Origin of the sequence: uncultured Megamonas sp. (assembly GCF_958438645.1) — a bacterium.
Lineage (GTDB): Bacteria > Bacillota > Negativicutes > Selenomonadales > Selenomonadaceae > Megamonas.
In genome coordinates this window covers 180,113-203,592 of sequence record NZ_CAUBSM010000002.1, presented here as the reverse complement: position 1 = coordinate 203,592, position 23,480 = coordinate 180,113, and the positions used below count along the sequence as shown (strand labels likewise).

The window sequence follows — 23,480 nt, the reverse complement described above, 5'->3', positions numbered from 1 at the left end:
AAGTGCAGTCTATTTTTTATTCAAATTTTACATCAGGTAAACTATTAACTATTTCTTGAGTTTTTAAGCTTACAGTCATAACGCTTAAGAGTAAGTCTAAAATATAACGTGGTTGGTTATGTTCAGTAGCCCAATCATTTGGATTGTTTTCAATTCCAGAGGCTTTATCTATTTTTACCTGATATCTTTCCATAATCCATTCTACTGGCGAACGACCATTTACTATATAATTATAAACATCAAGGGGGATATTTTTAATAGTGATATCGTTATTATAAATAATAGTATCTTTTTGGTCTTTTTTAGGGAATTTTATTTTTGATACAGTATAATTACCACAATCGCCCTCAATAATAACACCTTCTGGTGCTTTTTGATTTTCATAATTCAAATGAATATCTGCTAAATCTCGACCAGCTTTAGAAATTTGCCAAAATACTTTTGGTTCATCTACAAGGAAAATACGAGGAAAAGATTTTTTCAAGTCAGCAGAAAAATTTTGGCGATATTTTGGTAAATGTAAAAATCCATATACATAGAAGAAAATATCTTCTTTGGTAACTTTTTTTCCGTATAAATCTTTAGCTTGTTCAAAGATAAAATCAGTAATACCATCATGACGAATATATTCTTCTTTGTCTTCATCAAAAAGGCTTTGTTCTATTTTTGCTCTTTGCTCATAATAGTATAATGGAAAACATTGTGTTACTCCATTTCCAGTTTTTATGAAAGCTAAATCAGTTACCATATTTGTTATTAATACGGCAAAATCTAATCCGCCAACACCAGAAATACAAATTAAAAAGTTATTTGATTTATTCGTAGGGAATAATTGTGGTAATTGATAAACACGACTATTTAAATTTCTATTGAAATAACAATATTGTTTAAAAAAAGGTCTATACATAGATATATAAATACTATTAGAATTATAACTATATTTTTTGCCATTTAATAAATCTCTATCTTTTTGAATTGCATCCCAAGAAAAAAATCTTTTATCCTTATTTATAAAATCATTAATATTTGATATTTTTTCTTTTTCTTTTTGATATCGTTCTACTTCATTATTATAAAAATTTATTGTTCTTTGTATGTTGTTAGATAAAAATTCTTTATTAGTATTGTAACACCAAGCATCTCTAGATGTTAATAAACCATTACTATATGAATCATAGAAAAATTTTTGTTTTAAATCTTTATCTTTTTTATTGCCTATAATTATATAGTTTTCAAAAATGTTATTTCTCTGATTAACCCAATCATTTTTTTCATTTGGTTTTAATATTTTTACTGGAAATTTACTATTCATACAAGATTTTAGATGTTTTATAATATCTAATTTTTGTTTTTTTAATAGATTATCACCTATATCATGGTAATAAATTTCAGCTTTTCTATTATTTTTTTTAGGATTTTTTATTAAAATGGTTATTGCTACTCCAGTCATTATATCAAAAATATTTTGACCTTCTCGTTTAACTGCTTGACCAGATTTTCCCCTAATAGCTCCACGTAGATTAAAAATATAGATAGAAGAAAATTCTTTTTCTAAACAATTACGAAACCCATCTGTAGCCATACCATCAATCCAACCAGAATTAGTGATAAAAGCAATGATACCGCCATTTTTATCATCAATTCTATCACTAGCCCAGCGAAAGGCTTTTATATAACTATCATATAAATTTCTACATAATGTGGCTGTTGAATGTTTTACATATGTTTCAGCGATACGTTTTTCTAATAAAGGATAAGATTCGTTTTGAGCATTATCATTTGCAGAACGTTGCCCTATAGAATATGGTGGATTGCCGATTATAACTTTCATTGGTGTTTTCTTTTGGTCGATAACTCTTTGAAAATTGCCAGGAAACATATCTGACCAAATATTAGCAAAGCCATCAGCTTCTATTTTTTCTCCATTGGCTATAGTTTCACCTAGTTGGAAGGTATCAGTTAAGCAAATGCCTTCGAATGGAATATAGTTATCTTTTTCTGCCATATCATGGAAAGTATTTTCTATATTAATAGATGCGATATAATAGGCGAGTAATACAATTTCATTGGCGTGTAGTTCTTTTGTGTATTTACGTATTAAATCTTCTTTTCGTATTAATCCTAATTCTAATAAACGAGTTATAAAAATTCCTGTTCCAGTAAATGGGTCTAATATATGAATATTTTCATCACTTAAACCGTGTTTTCTGCCAAATTCTTTCTTGAGAATATCATTGACAGAATTTAAAATGAAATCGACTATTTCTATAGGTGTATAAATAATACCCAATTTTTTGACGGTTTTTTTCAAAGCGGATTTGAAAAAATTATTGTATAATTTTTTAATAATAGCTTGTTTTCCTTCAGCATTATCAATATTTTCACAACTTCTTTGTACAGTTTTATAAAATTTATCTAATTCTTCACGTTCTTTTTCTAATCCTTGATTATCTAATAATGATAAGATTTCACTCATGGATTTAGAAACTGGATTGTTTTTTACAAAAGAATAATTTTCGAATAATGCTTCAAAAACAGGTTGAGTAATTAGATGTTGTGAAAGCATATCAATGGCATCTTCTGTACTTATATATGGATTAATATTTTTATGCAAACCTTTTAAGAATTTGTCAAAAGCTTTTTTATGTTCTCCATCTTTTTGAATTAATTGTTCTATGCGTTCTTTATGGCGACGTGCTATTTCAGCGACATTATTTGCCCAATCTTCCCAATAGCGTTTAGTGCCAACTTTAGGTACCATCTTAGCATAAATAGCCTTTTGCAATTTTGAAAAATATAAAGGAATATATTCATATTTTTTATGATTTTCATTAACGGTTTCAGTTGTTCCTTCTTCTTTAGTGCCATAAGGAGTACCATCTGGTTCAGGTGTGCCACCTACTAAAATTTGTTTAGGTTTTGTCTTATTAAATTCTATTTTATTAATTGTAGCTTCAAAACGGTCATCATGTGCACGCAAAGCATTTAATACGCTCCATATTGTAGAAAAATCTTTGCTTTCTTCTAAAGCAAGTTCAGGTTCTACATTTGGGGGTACTACTACAGGAATAATAATATAGCCATATTTTTTATCGTAAGTAGAATTTGTAGGAGGTCTACGCATAACGCGACCTACAGATTGAACTACATCAACTTGTGAATTTCTTGAGGATAAAAATATTATGGCATCTAATGAAGGAACATCAACACCTTCAGATAAGCAACGTACATTAGTTAAGATATGGCAATCTGTATTATCTGTATTAGTATTTTTTAACCATTGTAAGTTTTCTTCGCGTTCAATAGCATTCATTGAGCCATCAACATGCTTAGCAGAAACATTTACAGTTTTTACTCTTTCTTCTTTGGATAAAGAATCATAATAATCATCAGCGTAATTATTAAAAATATTGCTTATTGCTTTAGATGTTTTTATATTAGAACAAAATGCAAGTGCTGTGTGCATAAATCCAGGATCTACTTCTTTTAAATTTAATGAATCTAAAGTCATGCGTTTAGAAAGAGCATTGATACAGCCAATTAATTTAGAAGCACTATCTGTAGTGATTTCTGTGCCTTTATCAGCAATGGCATTTTGGATACTTGCAGGAATTTGGTCTTCACCTATAGTTAATACTATTACTTTATAATCAGATAAAAGACCTTTTTCCACAGCTTCACTGAACCCAATGCGATATATTTCTTCACCATATTTTTCTATATCGTCCATAGAACAAAGTTCTGCATAACCTTGACGAGCCTTTTTCTTAGCTTCTTCGGTATAAATACGTGGTGTAGCTGTCATATAAAGGCGATGTTTAGCTTGTAAAAAGTTATTATCGTGAACTTTTACAAATGCTGAATCATCTGTACCTTTTATTTTTATACCTGTAGTGCGATGAGCTTCATCACATACAATCATATCGAATATATATTTAGATTTATCTTCTATTTTTACAAAAGGTGTATTATTTGCTGATTGAAAAATATTATTATCATTTATTTCATTTGCACTTGAAAGTAAATGTTGTTGGATTTTGTGTACTACATCAATAGATTGGTATGTAGAAAAAATGATTACCATACCACCAGTTTTACTTTGTTGTATAAAACGCTGTTTAATTTGATAAATAGCAGTATCTACATTTGTAGTAGCTGGAAATGGTAAATCAATAGTAGAAGTATCATCTGAATCAGAATTTTTACTTTTTACTTTAGAAGAACTAGTATCTGAACAAATACATACAGGATAGATTATTCCAGTAGTATCATTTAGCCATGATTTTAATGTTTGAGATAATAATGCTATTGAAGGAACTAAGAATAAAATAAATCCATTTTTATTTGTTTCTTGTTCTACAACATTTAAGGCTGTGTAAGTTTTACCTGTACCACAAGCCATGATGAATTTACCACGTTCTTTAGTTTTAAAATATTCATGTGCTAAGGCAATAGCTTTTCTTTGATGTTCTCTAGGTGTCTTTTTCTTTAATTGTACAGATTTTCCTGTTTCACCATCAGCGAGAGCTTGCCAATCAATAGAAGCATTATCGAGTTCATAAAATCCAAGTCTTTTAAATTCTATGCGTTGTTTTTGTATTAATTGTTCGGCATTTTTCCCAAAACTTTTTTTAGTATCAATCCAAAGACACAAAGAAAATTCTTGTGATTGTCCTTTGTCATCTAAAAATCTTCTATTAGAATTAGCAATAAAATGACTTATATCATCAAGATTAATAGTTGTTTTTTCGTCATAGAATTTGCATTGAATAGACCAGTATTCATCATTAATAGTTAAAGCAACTAAATCAATACCTAAATCACTACCACCGAAATCTTTTCTATATGGAAATTCACTCCATAACCAAACTTCTTTTAATTCGTTTGCATATAAAGGATAAGATAATAAAAAACGTTTCATAAGCATTTCAAAACGTTCACCTTTATTGCGTTCATTCCATGATTTTTTTCTGTATATATCTAAAATTTGTTGAAACGACATTAAAAAACTCCTAATTACAAAATATATATAAATAGGATATGAAAATTTAATTTAAAAGTAAAGAAAAATAATATTTTTTATAGAAAGAAAAAATAATCTTAAAATGGTAAAATAATTTTAGTATAAAAACTTATAAGGAGATGAGACATTTTGATAAAGATAATGTTTGTATGTCATGGTAATATCTGTCGTTCAACTATGGCTGAATTTGTGATGAAGGATTTAGTGCGAAAAGCGGGTTTAGTTGATAAATTCATTATTAATTCTTCAGCTACAAGTCGTGAGGAAATCGGCTGTGATACTCACTATGGCACAAAAGCAAAACTTCGTGAGATGAATATTCCTTTTAGCAAGCGAAAAGCTGTACAGATAACAAAGCAAGATTATGATATGTATGATTATATTATCGTGATGGATAATAATAATTTACGCAATCTAAGCTATGTTATCGGTGAAGATACGGAGCATAAAGTATATAAAATGATGTCTTTTGTCGGCGAAAATCGTGATGTAAAGGATCCATGGTATACAGATAATTTCGATGAAACATATGCAGATATAGATAAAGCTTGCAGGGCATTACTTGCTAAATTAATAAAAGAATATAGTTTGGCATAAAAAAATAGGAATGATATTTTAGTATCATTCCTATTTTTAAGTTAAAGCTTATTTTTTAGCGATTACTTCTATTTCAATCAAGGCACCTTTTGGTAATTTGCTTACTTCTACACAGGAGCGAGCAGGATATGGTTGTGTAAAGTAAGTAGCGTAGATTTCATTTACTTTAGCGAAATCATCAATATTTGTGATGAATACAGTTGTTTTGATTACATTTTCCCATTTGGCACCAGAAGCGTTGATTACTGCTTGAGCGTTTTTCAATGCTTGATGAGCTTGAGCTTCGATACCTTCAGCCATTTCTCCAGTAGCTGGGTTTAAAGCGATTTGACCAGAGGCAAAAACAAGGTTGTCGATTTCGATAGCTTGAGAATAAGGTCCTACAGCACCAGGTGCATTAGTTGTTTGAATTACTTTCATAAAATTCACCTCAATAGATTTAATAAATGTAAATATGTATACTTAGATACAGTTAATATTCTATCATTAAATGGTTTTTTTGCCTATGAAATAATTTTTTAGATATTTCAAGGTTAAAAATATATCTTTATACTAAAATTTGTTATAATTAGAGTTATGTTTAAAGAAAGTGAGGTATTTTATCGTAGCTCTTTGAGATAAGATAATTATGGACAACAATAATAAACAATTTAGAAGAGTAGTGAAAAGAAAAGATAAAGTACAATTGCATATAGCTTATTTATTCATAGGATTAATGGCTTTAATTATGATTGTTTTGGCTAGATATGCTTGGGTACAGATAGTACGTGGTGACGATATGTTGACGCGTTTGAAAACGCAGGTACAGGAAGCATCTGTACTTCATGTGCCACGTGGTACGATCTATGATGCGGATATGAAAGAGTTGGCTATAAGCACGATGGTTAGCTCTTTGTTTATCGATCCAAATCATGTACAAGATGCTGAGCAGACAGCTAAAGATGTAGCACCTTTAATAGGTCTTACAGAGCAAGATATTTTAAAAGATATCGCTCAAGGTGGTGGTTTTGTCTGGGTAAAACGACAGATGGAACCAGAAGAGACAAAGGCTTTAAAAAATCTGATTAAAGAAAAACCTGAATATGGAGCTTGTCTTGGTTTTATTCAGGAAAGTAAGAGATATTATCCAAATGATATGTTGGCAGCAAATGTAATTGGCTTTGTCGGCACTGATGATAAGGGGCTAGATGGTATAGAGCAACAATTTGACGGCATGATAAAAGGTGAAGAACAGACTTCATCTATTTTTACAGATGCTCTGGCTAGACCGATTTTAGACTCTGTATTTATGAAAAATTCACCAGTTGATGCCAACTGCAAAAATATTCAATTGACTATTAACGCACAATATCAATTTATCGTAGAGAAAGCTTTGGAAAAAGCAATGATGGATCATGGTGCGGAGTCTGTTACTGCTATAGTAATGAACCCGCAAAATGGAGATATTTTGGCGATGGCTTCTCGTCCATCATATGATCCCAACAATTTCCATAAATATGATCCTAGCGTTTGGAAAAATAGAGCTGTATCTGATATTTATGAACCAGGCTCTACATTTAAATCCATTGTAGCGGCAGCAGGTTTTCAGGAAAAATTAGTATCACCGACAGATATTTTCGTAGATCCAGGTGTCATTGAAGTATCAGGAAGAACTATTCAAAACTGGAGTGGCGATAGCTTCGGTACAGTTACATTCTTAGATGTTGTAAAAAATTCTATCAATACAGGTTTTGCTCAACTTGGCTTGCAATTGGGCGGAGAAAGATTGATGAATTATGCCCGTAAATTCGGTTTTGGTGAACGTACAGGTATTGAGCTTCCAGGGGAAGAATCTGGTATTTTATTCAATCCAAAAGACATGGTAGCCTCTGATGTGGCGACTTCTTCTATTGGGCAGAGTATAGCCGTAACACCACTTCAAATGGTCACAGCGATGTCGGCGATAGCAAATGATGGTGTTTTGTTGAAACCACATATCGTAAAGGCTATTTATAATGCTGATGGCACTGTATATCAAGAAACAGAAAAAGAAGAAGTGCGTCGCTGTATTGATTCTGATGTAGATAAAACTTTGAAATCTGTATTGGAACAGGTAGTATCTACAGGTGGTGGCTCTAAAGCAAGTATTGAAGGTTATCACATTGCTGGTAAAACAGGTACAGCACAAAAGATCGATATGGTAAATGGTGGATATTTGCCAGGTAGATATATTGCGTCATTTTGTGGTTTTGGACCAGTGGAAAATCCGCAGTTCACAGTATTAGTCATTATCAATGATCCTGCTGGTGGTGAGTACTATGGTGGGCAGATAGCAGCACCTATTGCTCATGATATTTTTGTTCAATTGTTTAGATATGCTAATATTAAGCCGATCAATGGCAATCAGAGCTTATTAGAGGATATCAATGGGAATGGAAATACAGGAAAAAGTCAATAAGTATTAAAAATATGTTGATGAAAATGAATTTATCATGTGGTAAACTTTTAATTTAAGGCATTATGTTGTAAAATTAAGATTACTACATATTTAGTTATAATAAAAAAAGGTAGGTTAAAATAATGCTCGATATAAAATTTGTCAGAGATAACCCTGAATTAGTATTACAAAACTTAAAAAACAGAAATAATCCAATGAACCTTGACCGTTTCATGGAACTTGAAAAACAACGTCGTGAAATCATCGCTGAAACAGAAGCTTTAAAAAGCCAGAAAAATGCTGTTTCTAAAAAAATCAGCGAAATGAAAAAGAATAAAGAAAATGCTGATGCTGTAATTTTAGAAATGCGTCAAGTTGGTGAAAAAATTAGCCAATTAGATAAACAACTCCGTGAAATTCAAGATGAATTACATGATATTTTACTTCGCATTCCAAATATGTGCCATGAATCTGTGCCAATCGGTAAAGATGATAGCGATAACCCAGAAGTACGCCGTTGGGGCACTCCTCGTGAATTTGATTTTGAACCAAAAGCTCATTGGGATATCGGGGCAGACCTTGACATTTTAGATCCAGAAAGAGCTGCTAAAGTTACTGGTGCACGCTTCACTTTCTATAAAGGTTTAGGTGCAAGACTTGAACGTGCTTTGATCAACTTCATGATGGATTTACATGTAGATAAACAGGGCTATACAGAAATGCTCGCTCCATTTATCGCTAACAAAGACAGCATGACAGGTACAGGTCAGTTACCTAAGTTCTCCGAAGATATGTTTAAATTAGAAGGCATGGATTATTATCTAGTACCAACTGGTGAAGTTCCTGCTACTAATTTCCATCGCGATGAAATCTTAGATGGCGATAAATTACCAGAATACTACAGCGTATATACTGCTTGCTTTAGAGCAGAAGCTGGTAGTGCTGGCCGTGATACTCGTGGTCTTATTCGTCAACATCAGTTCAACAAAGTTGAAATGATTAAATTCGTAAAACCAGAAACTTCTTATGAAGAATTAGAAAAAATGACTCATAATGCTGAAGAAGTATTACAGCTTTTAGAAATCCCATATCATGTAGTAAAACTTTGCACAGGTGATATCGGCTTCACTGCTGCTATGACTTATGATATTGAAGTATGGCTCCCTAGCCAGAATATGTATCGTGAAATTTCTTCTTGCTCCAATGTTTGTGATTATCAGGCACGTCGTGCTAATATTAAATTTCGTCGTAGCCCAGGTGCAAAACCTGAATTCGTACACACATTGAACGGCTCTGGTCTTGCAGTAGGTCGTACAGTAGCTGCTGTATTGGAAAACTATCAGCAAGCAGATGGTTCTGTAGTAATTCCAAAAGTGCTTCGTCCATATATGGGTGGCATTGAAGTAATTAAAAAACCAGAATAATATAAGTGATAATTTAATAAGATAAATAAAAGCTCATCAATTTCAATTTTGATGAGCTTTTGTCGTATGGCAAGTATTTAAATTATATGGTATAAATAAAATATAAATTGAGTATACGAGGTGATACAATGAAGAATTTAAAAATATTTTTAGCAGTAGGTTTACTTTGTTTTGGCTTATCTATGTCCATGGCAGAGGCAAAAACTATAACTTTAGATAAGACAAAAGTATTAGTTCCTCAAGGTTTTAGCGTGGCAAATGATGATTTAAAATTTAAAAAGGGTACAGTAGTGGAATTAAATGAGAATAATGAAGTTGTATCAGGTGTATTAAATCGCGATATTGCACTTCGTCCTACTGGCTGGCGAAATGTAATCAATGATTATTATGAGGAAAGTAATAATAGCATTTTCTATCCACGTATTTTTCACCCATTCACAAGTGTATCTATTCCTTTTCCAACATATGCACATGTGCGTTATAAAGGCAATAAGCCCGTAACTTTTGCGACCGACGGCACTGTATTATCTGGTACTATTGATGAAGAAGTAACAGTAAGTGTGAATAAAGATAAATATGGCTTGATAACATTTGAGGATCAATATGAATTGGGCTTTTATCCTGATGGTTCAGTGAAAAATGGTCGCTTAAGAGATGATGCTATTTTAAGACCATACGGTTTTAAAACAGGTTTAGCTGGCGATGAAATGGCAGGCTTTGTAGAATTTGCTGGCGGTAAAGATATCAGTTTTTCTAAAGAAGGATATGTAACTTCAGGAGTACTAAAAAAAGCTATTTCATGGCAACAACCAAATGGTACAATGGTAACTTTGCCAGCGAAAACAATGATTTATTTCAATAATGGACAAGCTAAATATTGATTGAGATTTTATAAATAAAAATGCACCATGGGCTTAATTTAAATTTAAGCTAGGTGCATTTTTTATTTAATTATCTTTAGGGATAATTAAGATAATAGTCGTTCCTTTATTTAATTCGCTGATTAATCTTATTTCAATATTATGGGCATCAGCTATCCATTTAGCGATGGATAAACCTAGACCTGTGCCACCGACACCATTTTTCGTTCTAGCACTATCTACGCGATAAAAACGCTCAAATATTTTATCTTGTTTATCTTTAGCGATACCGATACCGTTGTCGGATAATTTTATAACCATGTGATTAGCTTTATTTTCTGAGGAAATAGTAATTTTACCGCCATCAGGAGTATATTTTATGCTATTGTCTAAAAATATACGAAGCATTTGACGCATTACCAGTTCATCAGCGAAGATATAGCCTTCATCGTTGTGTGTGCAAATCACAGTATGTTGAGGTGCTATCAATTGTGTATCTTTGGCGATATCGGCAATTAATGGCTTTAGATTTAATGATTCTTTATGCAGAACTTGACGTTTTTGGTCAGCTCTAGCCAAAAAGAGGAGTTTTTCAATCAAGCGTTGCATATTGATAGCTTCAGAATGAATAGCAGTGATACATTCATCAGCAGTTTGAGGATCATCTTTGCCCCAACGAGCGAGCATATCAGAATAACCGCAGATTACAGTAGCAGGAGTGCGAAGCTCGTGAGAAGCATCAGAGACGAATTGACGTTGTTGTTCAAATCCTTTTTGTAATCTTTCGAGCATTAAATTAAAGGTATTGGAAAGTTCTTCCAATTCGTCCTTAGTAGGCTGAACTTTGATGCGTTGATTTAAATCTTGAATTTCGATATTTTTTACGGTGGTCGTGATATCTCTAAGTGGTTTTAATAATCTTCTACTGAGAAGAAAACCACAGAGTATGGAAATTATCACGCCGATGAGACCTGCATAGAGGATTGTTTCAGATAATTCTTCTAAGAATACTTTTTCAGCTGTAATCGTTCGCAAGAAGTGAAGTGTATATGTTTCATTATCTTTAGTAATCGTTCTTTGTGTATAGAAAATCCAAAAATGTTTAAAATCGACGAACTTTAAATCTGAAGGTAAAAGAGCATTGCGAATATATTCTTCTAGCTCAGGATCTTTTTCTTGTTTAGCAAGGGCTTCTTGAACATGATTTATCGAAATATACATAGGTAAGCTATCATAGACAATATTATTATTGCTATCAGTTACACGCATGACTACTCCAGGAATTAATGCGGAATTTTTCACATCTTGGAGTAATTCGGGAACAGTTTCATTATTTGCCTTTTTTTCTACATAATTGGCAGATAAAGTGATGGAGACTTCAGCTTCATGAAATAATACATAATGAATGCCTATTAATGTACTACTTAGGGTGACAAATAGTATTAGACAGAGCATTATGCTATAGATAAAAGCCAATTTTAACGAGATAGGCATGTATTTTAAACGTGGATGAATACATATATTTAAAAAAGTCTTAAGTTTTGATAACATAGCCAATGCCTCTTACTGTATAAATATATTTTTCGTTGAAATAATCATCAATTTTGGCACGTAGATAACGAATATAGACATCAACTACATTAGTATCCCCCATATATTCATAACCCCAAATGGATTGAAGAATTTGTTCTCTAGATAAGACATGGTCATGATTGCGGAGTAAATATAAAAGTAAATCGTATTCTTTTTTTGTAAGTTCGACTAATTTGTTGTGAACTTTGACTTCGTGGCGATCAAGATAAACGTTTATATTTTTAAATTTAAAAATAGAAGGCTCTTCTATTGGCTTAGTGGCAGAATTATTGTGCTTACGCAAAGCAGCACGTATTCTGGCTAAGAGCTCTTGAATAGCAAAAGGTTTGGTAATATAATCATCAGCACCGATATCTAGTCCTGTTACTTTATCATTTATTTCGTCTTTTGCTGTAAGCATGATGATTGGAATATCGGATAATTTACGTACATTTTTACAGATTGTCAAACCGTCCATATCAGGTAACATAATATCTAGCAAGACTAGATCATAATCTTCTTGAATGATACGCTCATAAGCTCTTAGACCATTACTCTCGCTAGCAGTTGAAAAACCTTCATGTTCTAGTTCCATTTGTAAAAAACGAGCGATGCGGTGTTCATCTTCTACAATTAAAATTTTGCTCATAAAAATTCCTCCTAAAATACTTCTTATTTATATGAAACCATGTTTTTAAGTAAATAAAAAGTACTATAAGTTATTTTTAATCTAATTTTAATTAGTGTATAATTCTTTTTTAATAATAATTGTTTATTATAAAAGTGTAAAATGTTGGAGTTTATTTACCTGATAAAAATAATAAATAAGGATTTTATTTTTAATAAATATATAGGAGTGATAATATGAAAAAAATGTTAGCGTTAGTATTGAGTTTAGTGACTGTTTTTGTTTTAGGTACAGCTGTTGTTTTCGCGGCAAAACATCATAATGGCAATAATGCTCAAGTGACAACAATTGCAGAAATTAAAGCTAATGGTTGGGATGATCAACGTGTATTAGTTGATGGAACATTCACTGAACATATTTATAAAGATTTATATACATTCACTGATAATGAAGGTAATTCCATGACAGTGGAAGTTGATGATGATATATGGTATCAATTGTCAATGAATTCTCCTGTACGCATTTATGCTGAAGTAGATAAAGATTGGCATGGCGGTATTGAGTTAGAAGTTAAAAATATCGAGAAACGTTAAAAATAAAATATAAAATTTAAGCAGAAAAGCTATTAGTTCTTATAACTGATGGCTTTTTTTGTTAAAATAATTGTATATTCGATTGTTTTAATGGTATAATTAAAATAAATAATTTAGTACTAAAACCATAGAGGTGAATTATATGTCAAATACAGCTGATGTAGGATATGATGCGAATGGTTATACGCTCAGAGAAGCTATAGTTGAAGCAAAGCGTTGCCTAAATTGCAAGAAACCAACGTGTCGTACAGGATGCCCGATTAATAATAATATTCCAGAATTTATAGATGCTTTATCTCATGGAGATTTAGGTAAAGCCAGTATGATTATTGCTCAGCGTAGCAATTTGCCAGCGGTTTGTGGTAGAGTTTGTCCTCATGAACGTCAGTGTGAAGGTTCTTGTATTTTAGGTCGTAAAGGTCAAGGTATAAGAATTGGAAAATTAGAACGTTTTATTGCGGATATGGATGGAGAGCTTGAATTAGTAGCTCCAAATGTAGCCAAATCTCAACCAGGAAATATTGCAGTCATCGGATCAGGTCCTGCTGGGCTTACAGTAGCTGGGGACTTAGCCAAAATGGGATTTAAAGTAACGGTTTTTGATTCTCAGCCAGAAGCTGGTGGCGTATTGATGTATGGCATACCAGAATTTCGTTTACCAAAACAAGTTGTGCGTCGTGAAGTAAGACGTATAAAAAAATTAGGTGTAGATTTTAAATTAAATATAATGGTAGGTACAGAAATCACTGTAGATGAGTTGTTTAATCAAGGTTTCGATGCTATCTTCATCGGCACAGGAAATGCTCTGTCTAAATCTTTATCAATAGAGGGTGCAGATTTAAAGGGTGTAGTACAAGCAACATATTTTTTACAGATGGTGGAATTATCTAATAGTAATAGTATTGATGTAAATGAAGTGCCAATTAAAAAAGGTGATGATATAGTTGTAATTGGCGGTGGTAATACAGCTATGGATGCAGCACGCACAGCAATGCGTTGTGGGGCTAATTCAGTAAAAGTAATAAATCGCCGTCGTGAAGAAGATATGGCAGCATTAAAATCGGAAATTGATGCTGCAAAAGAGGAAGGCGTAGAAATCCATGCCTTGAGAGGACCTCTGAAGATTACAGGAGAGGATGCAGTAACAGGCATACAATGTTCTATTCGCAGATTTGATGAAGATTTGGAAAAAGTAGTGGATACAGATGAGCAAGAATATTTTGTTGCCAACAAGATTATTATTGCTATTGGACAAAAACCTGCTAGTAGAATAGTAGACTCTACAAAAGGTATTGATGTAGATGAATATGGTTTTGTAAAAACTCGTGAAAAACCATATGGAATGACGATGAGACATGGCGTTTTTTCTGGCGGTGATGTAGTTAATGGGCCAGCTACCGTAGTTGTAGCAATGAAAGATGCTCAAAAAGTCGCTCAAGGTATAGCTCAATATGTAGAAGCTAAAAAACTCATGGAAGAATGCGGCATGAAGATGGTTGATTAATATATTGTAAGTTAATATAGTATGATGAAATAAAAAAGAAGATGTTTTGCGTAAAATCTATTTACGAAAACATCTTCTTTTTATTTAAATTTTAGTGTATAAAGCAATGGCTTTTCCCAGTATGCGGAAATTATCACAATTATCTTTAGAAAAAATCATAGGTTTATATTTAGGATTTTCTGAACGCAATTGTATTGTATCATCTACAAAGTAAACGCGTTTTAAGGTAGCACTATCATTTACTAATACGGCAGCGATTTCCCCATTTTCTACAGTGGATTGTTGTTTGATGAATACGATGTCGCCATGATTAATACGGGCATTGATCATGCTATCGCCATATATGCGTAGGCAAAAATCAGCATCGTTATCGTCATAAGGTAGATAGCCTTCAATATTTTCTTGAGCTAAGATGGGAATACCAGCAGCGATTTTTCCAAGTATAGGAAGATGTCGGATATTTTTTTCTTTAGAGGTATCTTCTAAAAAAATATGGGGAGAAACATTTAATATTTCAGCTATTTTGAGGATATTTTTATATTTTGGTTGGTAATTCCCAGATAGGTATTCACTGATAGAAGATTTATTAATTTTAGTTAAACGGGCAAGTTCACTTTGTTTCATATTTTTTTCTTGTAATAGTTTTTTTAAGGTTATTGCAAATATTGACATAGCTTTATCACCTATAATTTTTTAGTAATTTATTTTATAATTATTAATTATATCATAGTGAAAAAAATAAAAGATATATATTATAAATAGTGATTTTATTTTAATTTTATGTAAGAATTGCTTATTTGTTCTACCTACTAATCTATGCTAAAATAAGATAGAAAAAGAGCAAATGATATGGGGTGTGAGTATGAATTTCAAATTTTTGCATAGCAATATATATGTTTTAGATTTAGAAAAAGCTGTTGATTTTTATAATAAAGCTTTAGGTCTAAAAGAAGTAGACCGTTTAGTAACACCAGACTTTACTTTAGTTTATATGGGTGATGATGAAACAACTCATCAATTGGAAATATCATGGTTAAAAGACCAAAAAGAAGCTTACAATTTAGGTGACAATACTTTCCATATAGCATTTGAAGTAGATGATTATGAAAAAGCACATGAACTTCATGAAAAAATGGGCTGTATCTGTTATGAAAATAAAGAAATGGGCATTTATTTTATCAATGATCCAGATGGGAACTGGATGGAAATAATACCTAAAGGAAGATTTTAATTAAATAAAATGTAAATTATTATATAATTTCAGGTTAAGGACTAGCCGTAGTGCTTGGCAGATATAGTTAGATTATTAATTATACCCAAGAAACTCTTATTTTTTTATAAAGAGTAGTCTATTTTTAGATAAAAAAGGGGCAAAATAATTCGATGGATAACAAGAAATTTCAAGAAATGATTGATGAATTTACACTTGATAGCGATGCTATAAAAGAGGTAGCAGCATCTTTTCGCTATGATATAGAACATGGCGTAAAAGAAACAGGAGAATCTTCTTTGCGTATGTTACCATCTTATATCGGTTTACCTACTGGTAAAGAAACAGGAGAATACTTAGCACTTGATTTTGGTGGCACAAATCTACGTGTAGTTCTCATTCGTTTAGATGGTGAAGGCAAATTCGAAGTTATTAAAAAAGTAGCAAAACCATTAGTAGTGCCAGGCGAATATGATTTTATTTGCGCTGATGCAAATGCTGATGAATTATTTGATTTTATCGCTGATATGGTAGAAGAAGCTGTTGATGGCAATCATGATAAAAAATACTTATTGGGACATACTTTCTCATTCCCATCTTCTCAAACAAATATTTATAATGCACGTCTTATTATTTGGACTAAGGAATTTGCTACAAAAGGCGTTGAAGGTGAAGTTGTAAATGATTTATTAAAAGCTGCTTTAGCACGTAAAAATCTTACAAATGTTGAACCAACAGCAGTAATCAATGATACAGTAGCAGTTTTATTGGCAGCTGCATATAAATTAGGTAATGTAAATGTAGGCTCTATCTATGCTACAGGTCATAATACTTGTTATTATGAAACATATACTAGTGCAGGTATAGGTAAACCTGCAATGGTTATAAATATGGAATCTGGCGGATTTAATAAACTCGCTATCAATAAATACGATTATAAATTAGATATGGAATCTGAGAAACCATATGAACAACGCTTAGAAAAAATGGTTTCTGGCCGTTATATGGGTGAATTATTGTCTTATTGCTTAGATGATGCTTGGAATATCGGTAAAGTGGAATTTACAAGTATTGATATATCCACTATTTTGGCGGATAATAGCGATAATTTAGATGGTGTATGTGCTTTATTAAAAGCAAAAATCAAAGATGCAGATATCACAACAGATGATGCTATCTGGGTAAAAGCTTTAGCAGAAACAATCGCTAGCCGTTCTGCAAGATTAGTAGTAGCTACTTATTGCGGTATTATGTGGCATTTATATCCAAATGGCGGTATTCCTAAACAGTTTGTGGCTGTAGATGGCTCTGTATATGAAAAAATGCCTACAATAAAAGACAATATGCAAAAAGCTATTTATGAAATCTTAGAAGATGAATCAGATAAAATTGAACTTGTATTAGAAAATGGTGGTTCCGCACTTGGTGCAGCACTCGCTGCCGCTATGGAACCAGTTGTATGCTGATTTGATGAGGATATAAAAATGAAGCAGTCATTATCATTAAATTTAAAACAAAAATTGTTAATGACACCAAAACTTCAGCAGTCCATAAATATTTTACAATTATCTGCCCATGAATTAGGCGAACTTATTGAAAAAGAATATATGGAAAATCCAACATTAGAAATGGACTCAAGCTCAGAACATGAGCTTGAGCCTACTTCTGATTTTGAGAGAACAATGGATTTTTTAGAGTATTTGAATAAAGATGATGAAAAGCCCGAACCTATGGCAAATGATGATGATTATAAGGTAAAAGAATTTACGAGAAGTAATCAAACCTTAGAGGAATATTTATCAGAACAAGTGGATTTTACTTTTAATGATAAACAGGAAATAAAAATTGCACATTATATCATTGGCTTATTAGATGCAGCAGGATATTTAAGAACAAGTTTGGCAGAAATATCATCTTTATTGAATACAGATGAAGAGATAATAAAAAATGTTCTGGTAAAAATCCAATTATTAGAACCTGTTGGAATTGGGGCAAGAGATTTACCAGAGTGTTTGGCTATACAGGCTAAAAAAATTAATGTATATAATGGGATTATAAAAGATATTATTGATAAATATCTAACTAAAGTAGCTGATGGTAAAATTAAAGAAATAGCTATTTTAGAAAATACAGAACCGATAAAAGTTCAAGAAGCAATAGATATAATTCGCAGTTTTAACCCTAAACCAGGAGCATCTTTTGGTAAAGAAAATTTAGAATATATTGTACCTGATGTAGTAGTTAAAGATATCAATGGAAAATTAGAAGTAATTATAAATGATACAAATGTACCTAAGTTACGAGTAAATAGTCTTTGTTATAAAAGGGATATGTTAGATGCAAATAGTAAGAAATACATTGAACAACATGTAAATTCTGCTATTTGGTTGATTAAAAGTATAGAACAAAGACGTATAACTTTATTGAAAGTAGTCAATGAAATTGTAAAACAACAGGAAATGGTATTTTATAAAGGTTTATCCTATATGAAACCTTTACTTATGAAAACTATTGCTGAAAATATTGGTGTTCATGAATCTACTGTCAGTAGGACAGTTGCCAATAAATATATGGAAATGCCTTATGGAATTATTGCTTTGAAAAAATTTTTTGCAGCAAGTGTAAATAAACAAAATGGCGAAGAGCAAATAATCGCAGATAAGGTAAAAGTTAAAATAAAAGAACTTATTGAGAGTGAAAATAAAGCAAAGCCTTTTAGTGACCAGCAATTGTCAAATATTCTAAATGAAAATGGTATGAAAATATCACGAAGAACTGTTATGAAATATAGGGAACAATTAGGACTTGCTTCTTCATCTAAACGTAAAAGATATTAGAACTTAAAAATATTTAAAACAGATAGAAGATTGAGGAATTTTCTATCTGTTTTATTTAGTAGGGAGAATAAAGTGAAATTAGGAAAATTTATGTTTAAAATTGCCTTAGCTGTGGGTATTGTTAATTATGCGAGTATGAATTTAGTAATGGCACAAGTCCCAGTTAAGCAAAATTTTGTGCAAATAAAAGAAGCTACAATAAAAATAGATAAAGTGAATGATAAAATATACCCTGAACAAATAAACGAACAAACACATATTGAAGAAAATAATATAAATTTACCAAGTAGAGATTTAGAAGATAAAGAGACAATAAATCAAACAGAAAATAAAATTGAAAATATGCAATTAAAATCAGCTATTTTAAATTGGCCAGAAATACCAAATGCTGTTATGTATGAATTAATTGTAAAAGATATAGATACACAGGAAGTTTTATTTACTAAATATAATATTTATGCAGCTGGTTATCAATTAGATAATAATGAAGTGGATTTATCGCAGAATTTAAAATGGCAAGTTAGAGGATTAGATGAAAATAAAGTGCCTGTATCTGATTATACAAGACCAAGATTATTGCATAAGGGGGAGGTATATAATTTAAATTGGCAAAATAAGGGTGATGAATATAAATCTGAAGATTTTAGCATACGCACTTATAATACTTATTTAATTGAAAAAAATGTAAAAATATCACCCCTAAAGATAACAACTCATTTTGATAAGATGGATTATATGCCTGTTTATCCGGTATATTCTTGGGTTCCAGTAAAAAATACAGATCATTATAATATAGATGTATTTTTTGTGCCAAATCATGATTTTAATAAGATTGAAAAAGTAGCAACATATACATGTCCTCAAGGCATGGATTATTATGATAATAAAGCTTATACAAAAGAAGGATTATATTTTTTCAATGTACAAGCGTATGATAAGGAAAATAATAAAATAGCAGAGTCTAAAAATAGTTATTTTACAGTAAAACAAGAAGGTATAAAAGTAGCGGCTTTAGGAGATAGTATAACTCATGGAGGGGGTGCAGTGAGTACACCACCTAGTGCGACTTTGTATAATTGGGAAACTTATGCTAATTTACCTGTACTAAATATCGGTTTTAGTGGAAATTTAACTTCTGATATGTTGAATAGATTTGATCGTGATATATTACCATTTAATCCTAAAATATTAGTAATAATGGGGGGCGTAAATGATATCCGCACAGGGGTTAAGGCTAAAACTGTAATTGATAATTTGAATAAGATAAAACAAAAATGTCAGCAAAATAGCATTATACCAGTATTTTTAACAGTGACATCTGTAAATCCAGCAAGAATGAAATCTGTTATAAATTTAGATATCAGTGAAGGCTGGGATAAGGAACGTTTGAAAATAAATGAATGGATAGAAAACCAACCGCATCATATAGATGTAGCTTCTGGATTGATGGATGAAAATGGTTATTTAGCTGATAATATGACAACAGATGGTCTACATCCTGATTATGAAGGTAAAAAACATATCGGTGAATTAGTTGGCGATTATTTGAGGGTTAATTTTTCAGATATTATAAGTGATAATTGATTTAATTGAATGAGGGGATAATAATGGCAACGGTAAAACAAGTAGAAAAAGCTTTAGTAGCTGTAGAAGAGCTATGTGGAAAATGCCCAGTTTGTACACCTGATTGTCCTATTGCTATAGCGAAAAGAGCATTATCTGGTTTAAAGTATGATTTAGAAGCATATGAACAATATCAACAAGAATTAGATAGTGAAATGAATTGAGCAAATAGCAAAATAAAGTAGAGTAAATGATGGTGATAATTTTATGAAAAGAATTTGTTGGTTGGCTACAGGTGGTACGATAGCTTCTAGACCTAGTGAAAATGGGCTTGTGCCAGGATTTACAGCTAAAGAAATGCTGGAAATGGTTCCTAGTTTAAAAAAATATGGACAAATTGATTGTTATGATATCATGCAGTTAGATAGTACGAATCTACAGCCAGAAGATTGGCAGTATATCGCAGATTATATCGAAAAATTATATGCTAAATATGATGGTTTTGTAATTACACATGGTACAGATACATTGAACTGGACTTGTTGTGCACTTCATTATATGCTCGAAAACTTGGCAAAACCTGTAGTAGTGATAGGTGCTCAACTTACAATTGAAGAAGAAAATACAGATGCAAAAGAGAATTTAAATGCAGCTTTTGCTATGGCTAGTTCAGACAAAATCGGTGTGTTCGCTGTTTGCGGTGGGCAAATAATGGAAGGATTATGGGCTAAAAAATTATATAGTGAAGATATGCGTTCTATTCAAAGCGTGAATAAAATGCCAGTAGCTACATTTAATGGAAATGATATAAAGTGGAATGAATATAAAAATCCAGAAATAAATGGAGTATTTAAGGTTCATCGCGATTTAGAATTGAAAGTAGCTCAAGTAAAGATTATGCCAGGATTAGATAGTGAGCTTTTATTTAATTTAGCCAAAATGGGATATAAAGGTATTGTCATAGAGGCTTATGGAGCAGGTGGAATACCTTTTTCAGAAGATAAACAAAGAGATATTGTGGGAGCAATTGAAAAATTAATAAAACAAGGTATAAAAATTATTTGTACAACACAATGTTTATTTAATGGCGTGCATATGGATAGATATGAGGTAGGTATTAAAGCTTGTAGAGCAGGTGTGATACCAGCGGGAAAATTATCTGTAGAAGCAGCTACTGTAAAATTAATGATAGATTTAGCAAAAAAATAAAAAATAAAAAGGATAAATTGATTTCAATTTATCCTTTTTATTTTTATAAATTAGTAAATTTTTTCTCAATATAACAAAGTCTAAAGAATAATAAAACGGCAGAAGTGCCGACACCAAGCACCATACTTTGCCAATAAGCAAAAGCACCTTGCATCATATAATAATCAAAAAACATGCCTACAGGAAGACAAATTCCCCAATAAGCCAACATACTTACATAAAAAGCTGTTTTTACATCTTTATATCCACGTAAGATACCTTGAATAGGGCAAGCAATAGCATCAAATAATTGCCAAGCGGCAGTATAAATTAAAAAGTGGGCAATATATGTTAATAAAGTTGCATCAGTAGCATATAAGAGTGCAATATAATCGCGGAAGTAAAATACTAAACCAACTATAGATAAAACACAGAGAAAAGAAACTGTTAATCCTAAATAAGCGTATTTTTTAGCTTCTAAATAGCGTTTTGCTCCAACTTCAATGCCGATAATGATGGTTAAGGCTAAGGAAAAACTCAATGGTAACATATATAAAACGCTAGAAAAACTCATGGCAGCTTGATGAGCCGCAATATAATTTGTGCCAAATTTACTGATAAAGATAATGATAAAGCCAAATAAACTAGCTTCCATGAATATGCCTAAACCATTAGGAATACCGATAGAAAGATATTCTTTAATAGTGCTTAAAGAAGTTTTAAATTTAAATAAACCTAAATTTTTAAATTGAGGATTATTTGCTATTATAGCAATGAAAATAAATAATAAAATATAATATGTGATAGCTGTAGCTACACCAGCACCAATACCACCTAATTTAGGTGCACCGAAATTCCCATAAATAAAACAATAATTTAAAAAGGCATTAATAGGTAAGGCTAGAAGATAGATTTTCATGGAAACAGCAGTTCCAGCAACTGTATCAGTTAAAGAACGAAGTGGAAATGTCAATAATCCACCGCTTAAGCCTAGGATTAAAGCTAACATATAATATTTAGCAATATAATAGACAGATGGTTCAAGTGCTAGAGATATTAAAATTTTATCGATAAATAATAAATAAGCTAAAAGTAAAATTAATTCAATGAGGAAAGCAATAATTAATCCAGAGTGAATTACTGTAGCGATATTATCTTTTTCATTTTTACCAATCAAGTGAGCGATTATAGGTGTAGCTGCCATTAAAATACCTGTAGAGCTTGCGATGATAGGCATCATGAGGCTTCCACCTATAGAAGAGCCAGCAAGTTGCTCAGCACCAGCATGACCTGACATTGTAGCATCAAAAAAGTTCATACCGATGATAGCTAATTGAGTGGCTAATACAGGTAACATAACTTTAACAAGTCGATGTAATCTATACATTGTACGTAAGTTTAACATAGAAAAAACCTCGATTTGAAATATTTTTTATTTATTATAAAGTATAGTGTAGCCCTATAGTCAATCTGTTTTTAGAAAAAAATTTGATTTATTTTTAAGTAATTAATTTGAGGTTTTAGCATTGGAATGATAATAAAATATTTCTTTTTCTTTTGCCTATAATTAGCATGTAATATTATATATTTTTTTAATTATAGTTTATTAGTATTATTTTATTTAATTTAGCAGAAAAATAAACTATAAGCCCTTAGTTTTTAAAAGGGGTAAATTTTTTAAAAGCAATGAAAAAAAGGGAAATATTTCAAACTACTAAAAAGCCTTTAAATACTAGATTTATCAAGACTTTGAAACACTTTGAAATATTTCCCTGTATCGTTTAATTTTATGGCGGAGAGTGTGGGAACGTTTTATAATATCAATACTTTTCAGCCATTTTATTAAAAAAGGGGCAAAAAAGGGGAATATCACATAAACCACATCTATATAAATACTCAAACCTAGCAATTTTTTACTTTGCTAGGTTTATTTTTATACTTAAATTCTCTACCCAAATAAATTTACCGCTCAACTTCTAAAGAATATCACACATCATAATATAAAATCAAACAATATATATTAAATTTTTCGCCATGTACAGACGTTTTTTATTATTGCAGGTCT

The 23,480-nt window shown here is 31.4% G+C and carries 18 protein-coding genes; 12 read left to right on the top strand and 6 right to left on the bottom strand.

All coding sequences use genetic code 11. The annotated features are described in order from the left end of the window. Positions 1-16: 16 nt before the first annotated feature. A complete protein-coding gene (locus Q5I67_RS02945) occupies positions 17-5,002 on the bottom strand; it encodes a type ISP restriction/modification enzyme (protein WP_302486307.1) in 4,986 nt (1,661 codons plus the stop codon). A gap of 150 nt (positions 5,003-5,152) precedes the next feature. Between Q5I67_RS02945 and Q5I67_RS02940 the strand changes: the two genes are divergently transcribed. Beyond that, the gene (locus Q5I67_RS02940; protein WP_302486306.1) at positions 5,153-5,620 is read left to right on the top strand and encodes a low molecular weight protein-tyrosine-phosphatase; all 468 of its coding nucleotides are present in this window, start codon (positions 5,153-5,155) and stop codon (positions 5,618-5,620) included. 48 nt (positions 5,621-5,668) lie between these two features. Here Q5I67_RS02940 and Q5I67_RS02935 read toward each other — a convergent pair whose 3' ends face one another. Next, positions 5,669-6,040: a RidA family protein gene (locus tag Q5I67_RS02935; RefSeq protein ID WP_296899359.1), complete on the bottom strand. Its 372-nt coding sequence runs from the start codon at positions 6,038-6,040 to the stop codon at positions 5,669-5,671. Positions 6,041-6,248: 208 nt separating this feature from the next. Between Q5I67_RS02935 and Q5I67_RS02930 the strand changes: the two genes are divergently transcribed. The 3 genes from Q5I67_RS02930 (at position 6,249) to Q5I67_RS02920 (ending at position 10,341) form a co-directional block, all read left to right on the top strand. After that, positions 6,249-8,057, top strand: coding sequence for a penicillin-binding protein 2 (locus Q5I67_RS02930; RefSeq protein ID WP_296899357.1), 1,809 nt, complete (start codon positions 6,249-6,251; stop codon positions 8,055-8,057). A gap of 122 nt (positions 8,058-8,179) precedes the next feature. Continuing rightward, positions 8,180-9,460 carry a serine--tRNA ligase gene (gene serS / locus Q5I67_RS02925; RefSeq protein WP_296899355.1) on the top strand — a complete coding sequence of 427 codons (1,281 nt, stop codon included), beginning with the start codon at positions 8,180-8,182 and terminating at the stop codon, positions 9,458-9,460. Between the two features lie 128 nt (positions 9,461-9,588). Next, positions 9,589-10,341, top strand: coding sequence for a hypothetical protein (locus Q5I67_RS02920; protein WP_302486305.1), 753 nt, complete (start codon positions 9,589-9,591; stop codon positions 10,339-10,341). A 66-nt stretch (positions 10,342-10,407) separates the two neighbouring features. Here the strand turns inward: Q5I67_RS02920 and Q5I67_RS02915 are convergent, their stop codons facing one another. Together Q5I67_RS02915 and Q5I67_RS02910 are read right to left on the bottom strand one after the other, a co-directional pair. Beyond that, positions 10,408-11,871 (bottom strand): ATP-binding protein, encoded by a 1,464-nt coding sequence (locus Q5I67_RS02915; protein ID WP_302486304.1) that lies wholly within the window; start codon positions 11,869-11,871, stop codon positions 10,408-10,410. Further along, positions 11,855-12,541 (bottom strand): response regulator transcription factor, encoded by a 687-nt coding sequence (locus Q5I67_RS02910; protein ID WP_296899349.1) that lies wholly within the window; start codon positions 12,539-12,541, stop codon positions 11,855-11,857. The genes Q5I67_RS02915 and Q5I67_RS02910 overlap by 17 nt, the downstream gene beginning before the upstream one ends. 215 nt (positions 12,542-12,756) lie before the next feature. Between Q5I67_RS02910 and Q5I67_RS02905 the strand changes: the two genes are divergently transcribed. Together Q5I67_RS02905 and Q5I67_RS02900 are read left to right on the top strand one after the other, a co-directional pair. Next, the gene (locus Q5I67_RS02905) at positions 12,757-13,113 is read left to right on the top strand and encodes a NirD/YgiW/YdeI family stress tolerance protein (RefSeq protein ID WP_296899347.1); all 357 of its coding nucleotides are present in this window, start codon (positions 12,757-12,759) and stop codon (positions 13,111-13,113) included. A 142-nt stretch (positions 13,114-13,255) separates the two neighbouring features. Continuing rightward, positions 13,256-14,617 (top strand): NAD(P)-dependent oxidoreductase, encoded by a 1,362-nt coding sequence (locus Q5I67_RS02900; RefSeq protein ID WP_296899345.1) that lies wholly within the window; start codon positions 13,256-13,258, stop codon positions 14,615-14,617. Positions 14,618-14,701: 84 nt separating this feature from the next. Here Q5I67_RS02900 and Q5I67_RS02895 read toward each other — a convergent pair whose 3' ends face one another. Continuing rightward, the gene (locus tag Q5I67_RS02895) at positions 14,702-15,289 is read right to left on the bottom strand and encodes a LexA family transcriptional regulator (RefSeq protein ID WP_302486303.1); all 588 of its coding nucleotides are present in this window, start codon (positions 15,287-15,289) and stop codon (positions 14,702-14,704) included. A gap of 190 nt (positions 15,290-15,479) precedes the next feature. Between Q5I67_RS02895 and Q5I67_RS02890 the strand changes: the two genes are divergently transcribed. From Q5I67_RS02890 to Q5I67_RS02865, 6 genes are all read left to right on the top strand, one after another. Continuing rightward, entirely contained in the window at positions 15,480-15,848 is a 369-nt protein-coding gene (locus tag Q5I67_RS02890) for a VOC family protein (protein WP_302486302.1), read from the top strand. Positions 15,849-16,000: 152 nt separating this feature from the next. After that, entirely contained in the window at positions 16,001-17,293 is a 1,293-nt protein-coding gene (locus Q5I67_RS02885; RefSeq protein ID WP_302486301.1) for a hexokinase family protein, read from the top strand. Positions 17,294-17,311: 18 nt separating this feature from the next. Then, on the top strand, positions 17,312-18,664 hold the full coding sequence (gene rpoN / locus Q5I67_RS02880; protein WP_302486300.1) for an RNA polymerase factor sigma-54: 1,353 nt from the start codon (positions 17,312-17,314) through the stop codon (positions 18,662-18,664). A gap of 72 nt (positions 18,665-18,736) precedes the next feature. Beyond that, entirely contained in the window at positions 18,737-20,248 is a 1,512-nt protein-coding gene (locus Q5I67_RS02875; protein WP_302486299.1) for a GDSL-type esterase/lipase family protein, read from the top strand. Between the two features lie 23 nt (positions 20,249-20,271). Then, positions 20,272-20,451 (top strand): hypothetical protein, encoded by a 180-nt coding sequence (locus tag Q5I67_RS02870; RefSeq protein ID WP_296899079.1) that lies wholly within the window; start codon positions 20,272-20,274, stop codon positions 20,449-20,451. A gap of 43 nt (positions 20,452-20,494) precedes the next feature. Beyond that, on the top strand, positions 20,495-21,436 hold the full coding sequence (locus tag Q5I67_RS02865; protein ID WP_302486298.1) for an asparaginase: 942 nt from the start codon (positions 20,495-20,497) through the stop codon (positions 21,434-21,436). Between the two features lie 43 nt (positions 21,437-21,479). Here Q5I67_RS02865 and Q5I67_RS02860 read toward each other — a convergent pair whose 3' ends face one another. Beyond that, on the bottom strand, positions 21,480-22,820 hold the full coding sequence (locus Q5I67_RS02860) for an MATE family efflux transporter (RefSeq protein WP_302486297.1): 1,341 nt from the start codon (positions 22,818-22,820) through the stop codon (positions 21,480-21,482). Between the last annotated feature and the right edge of the window lie 660 nt (positions 22,821-23,480).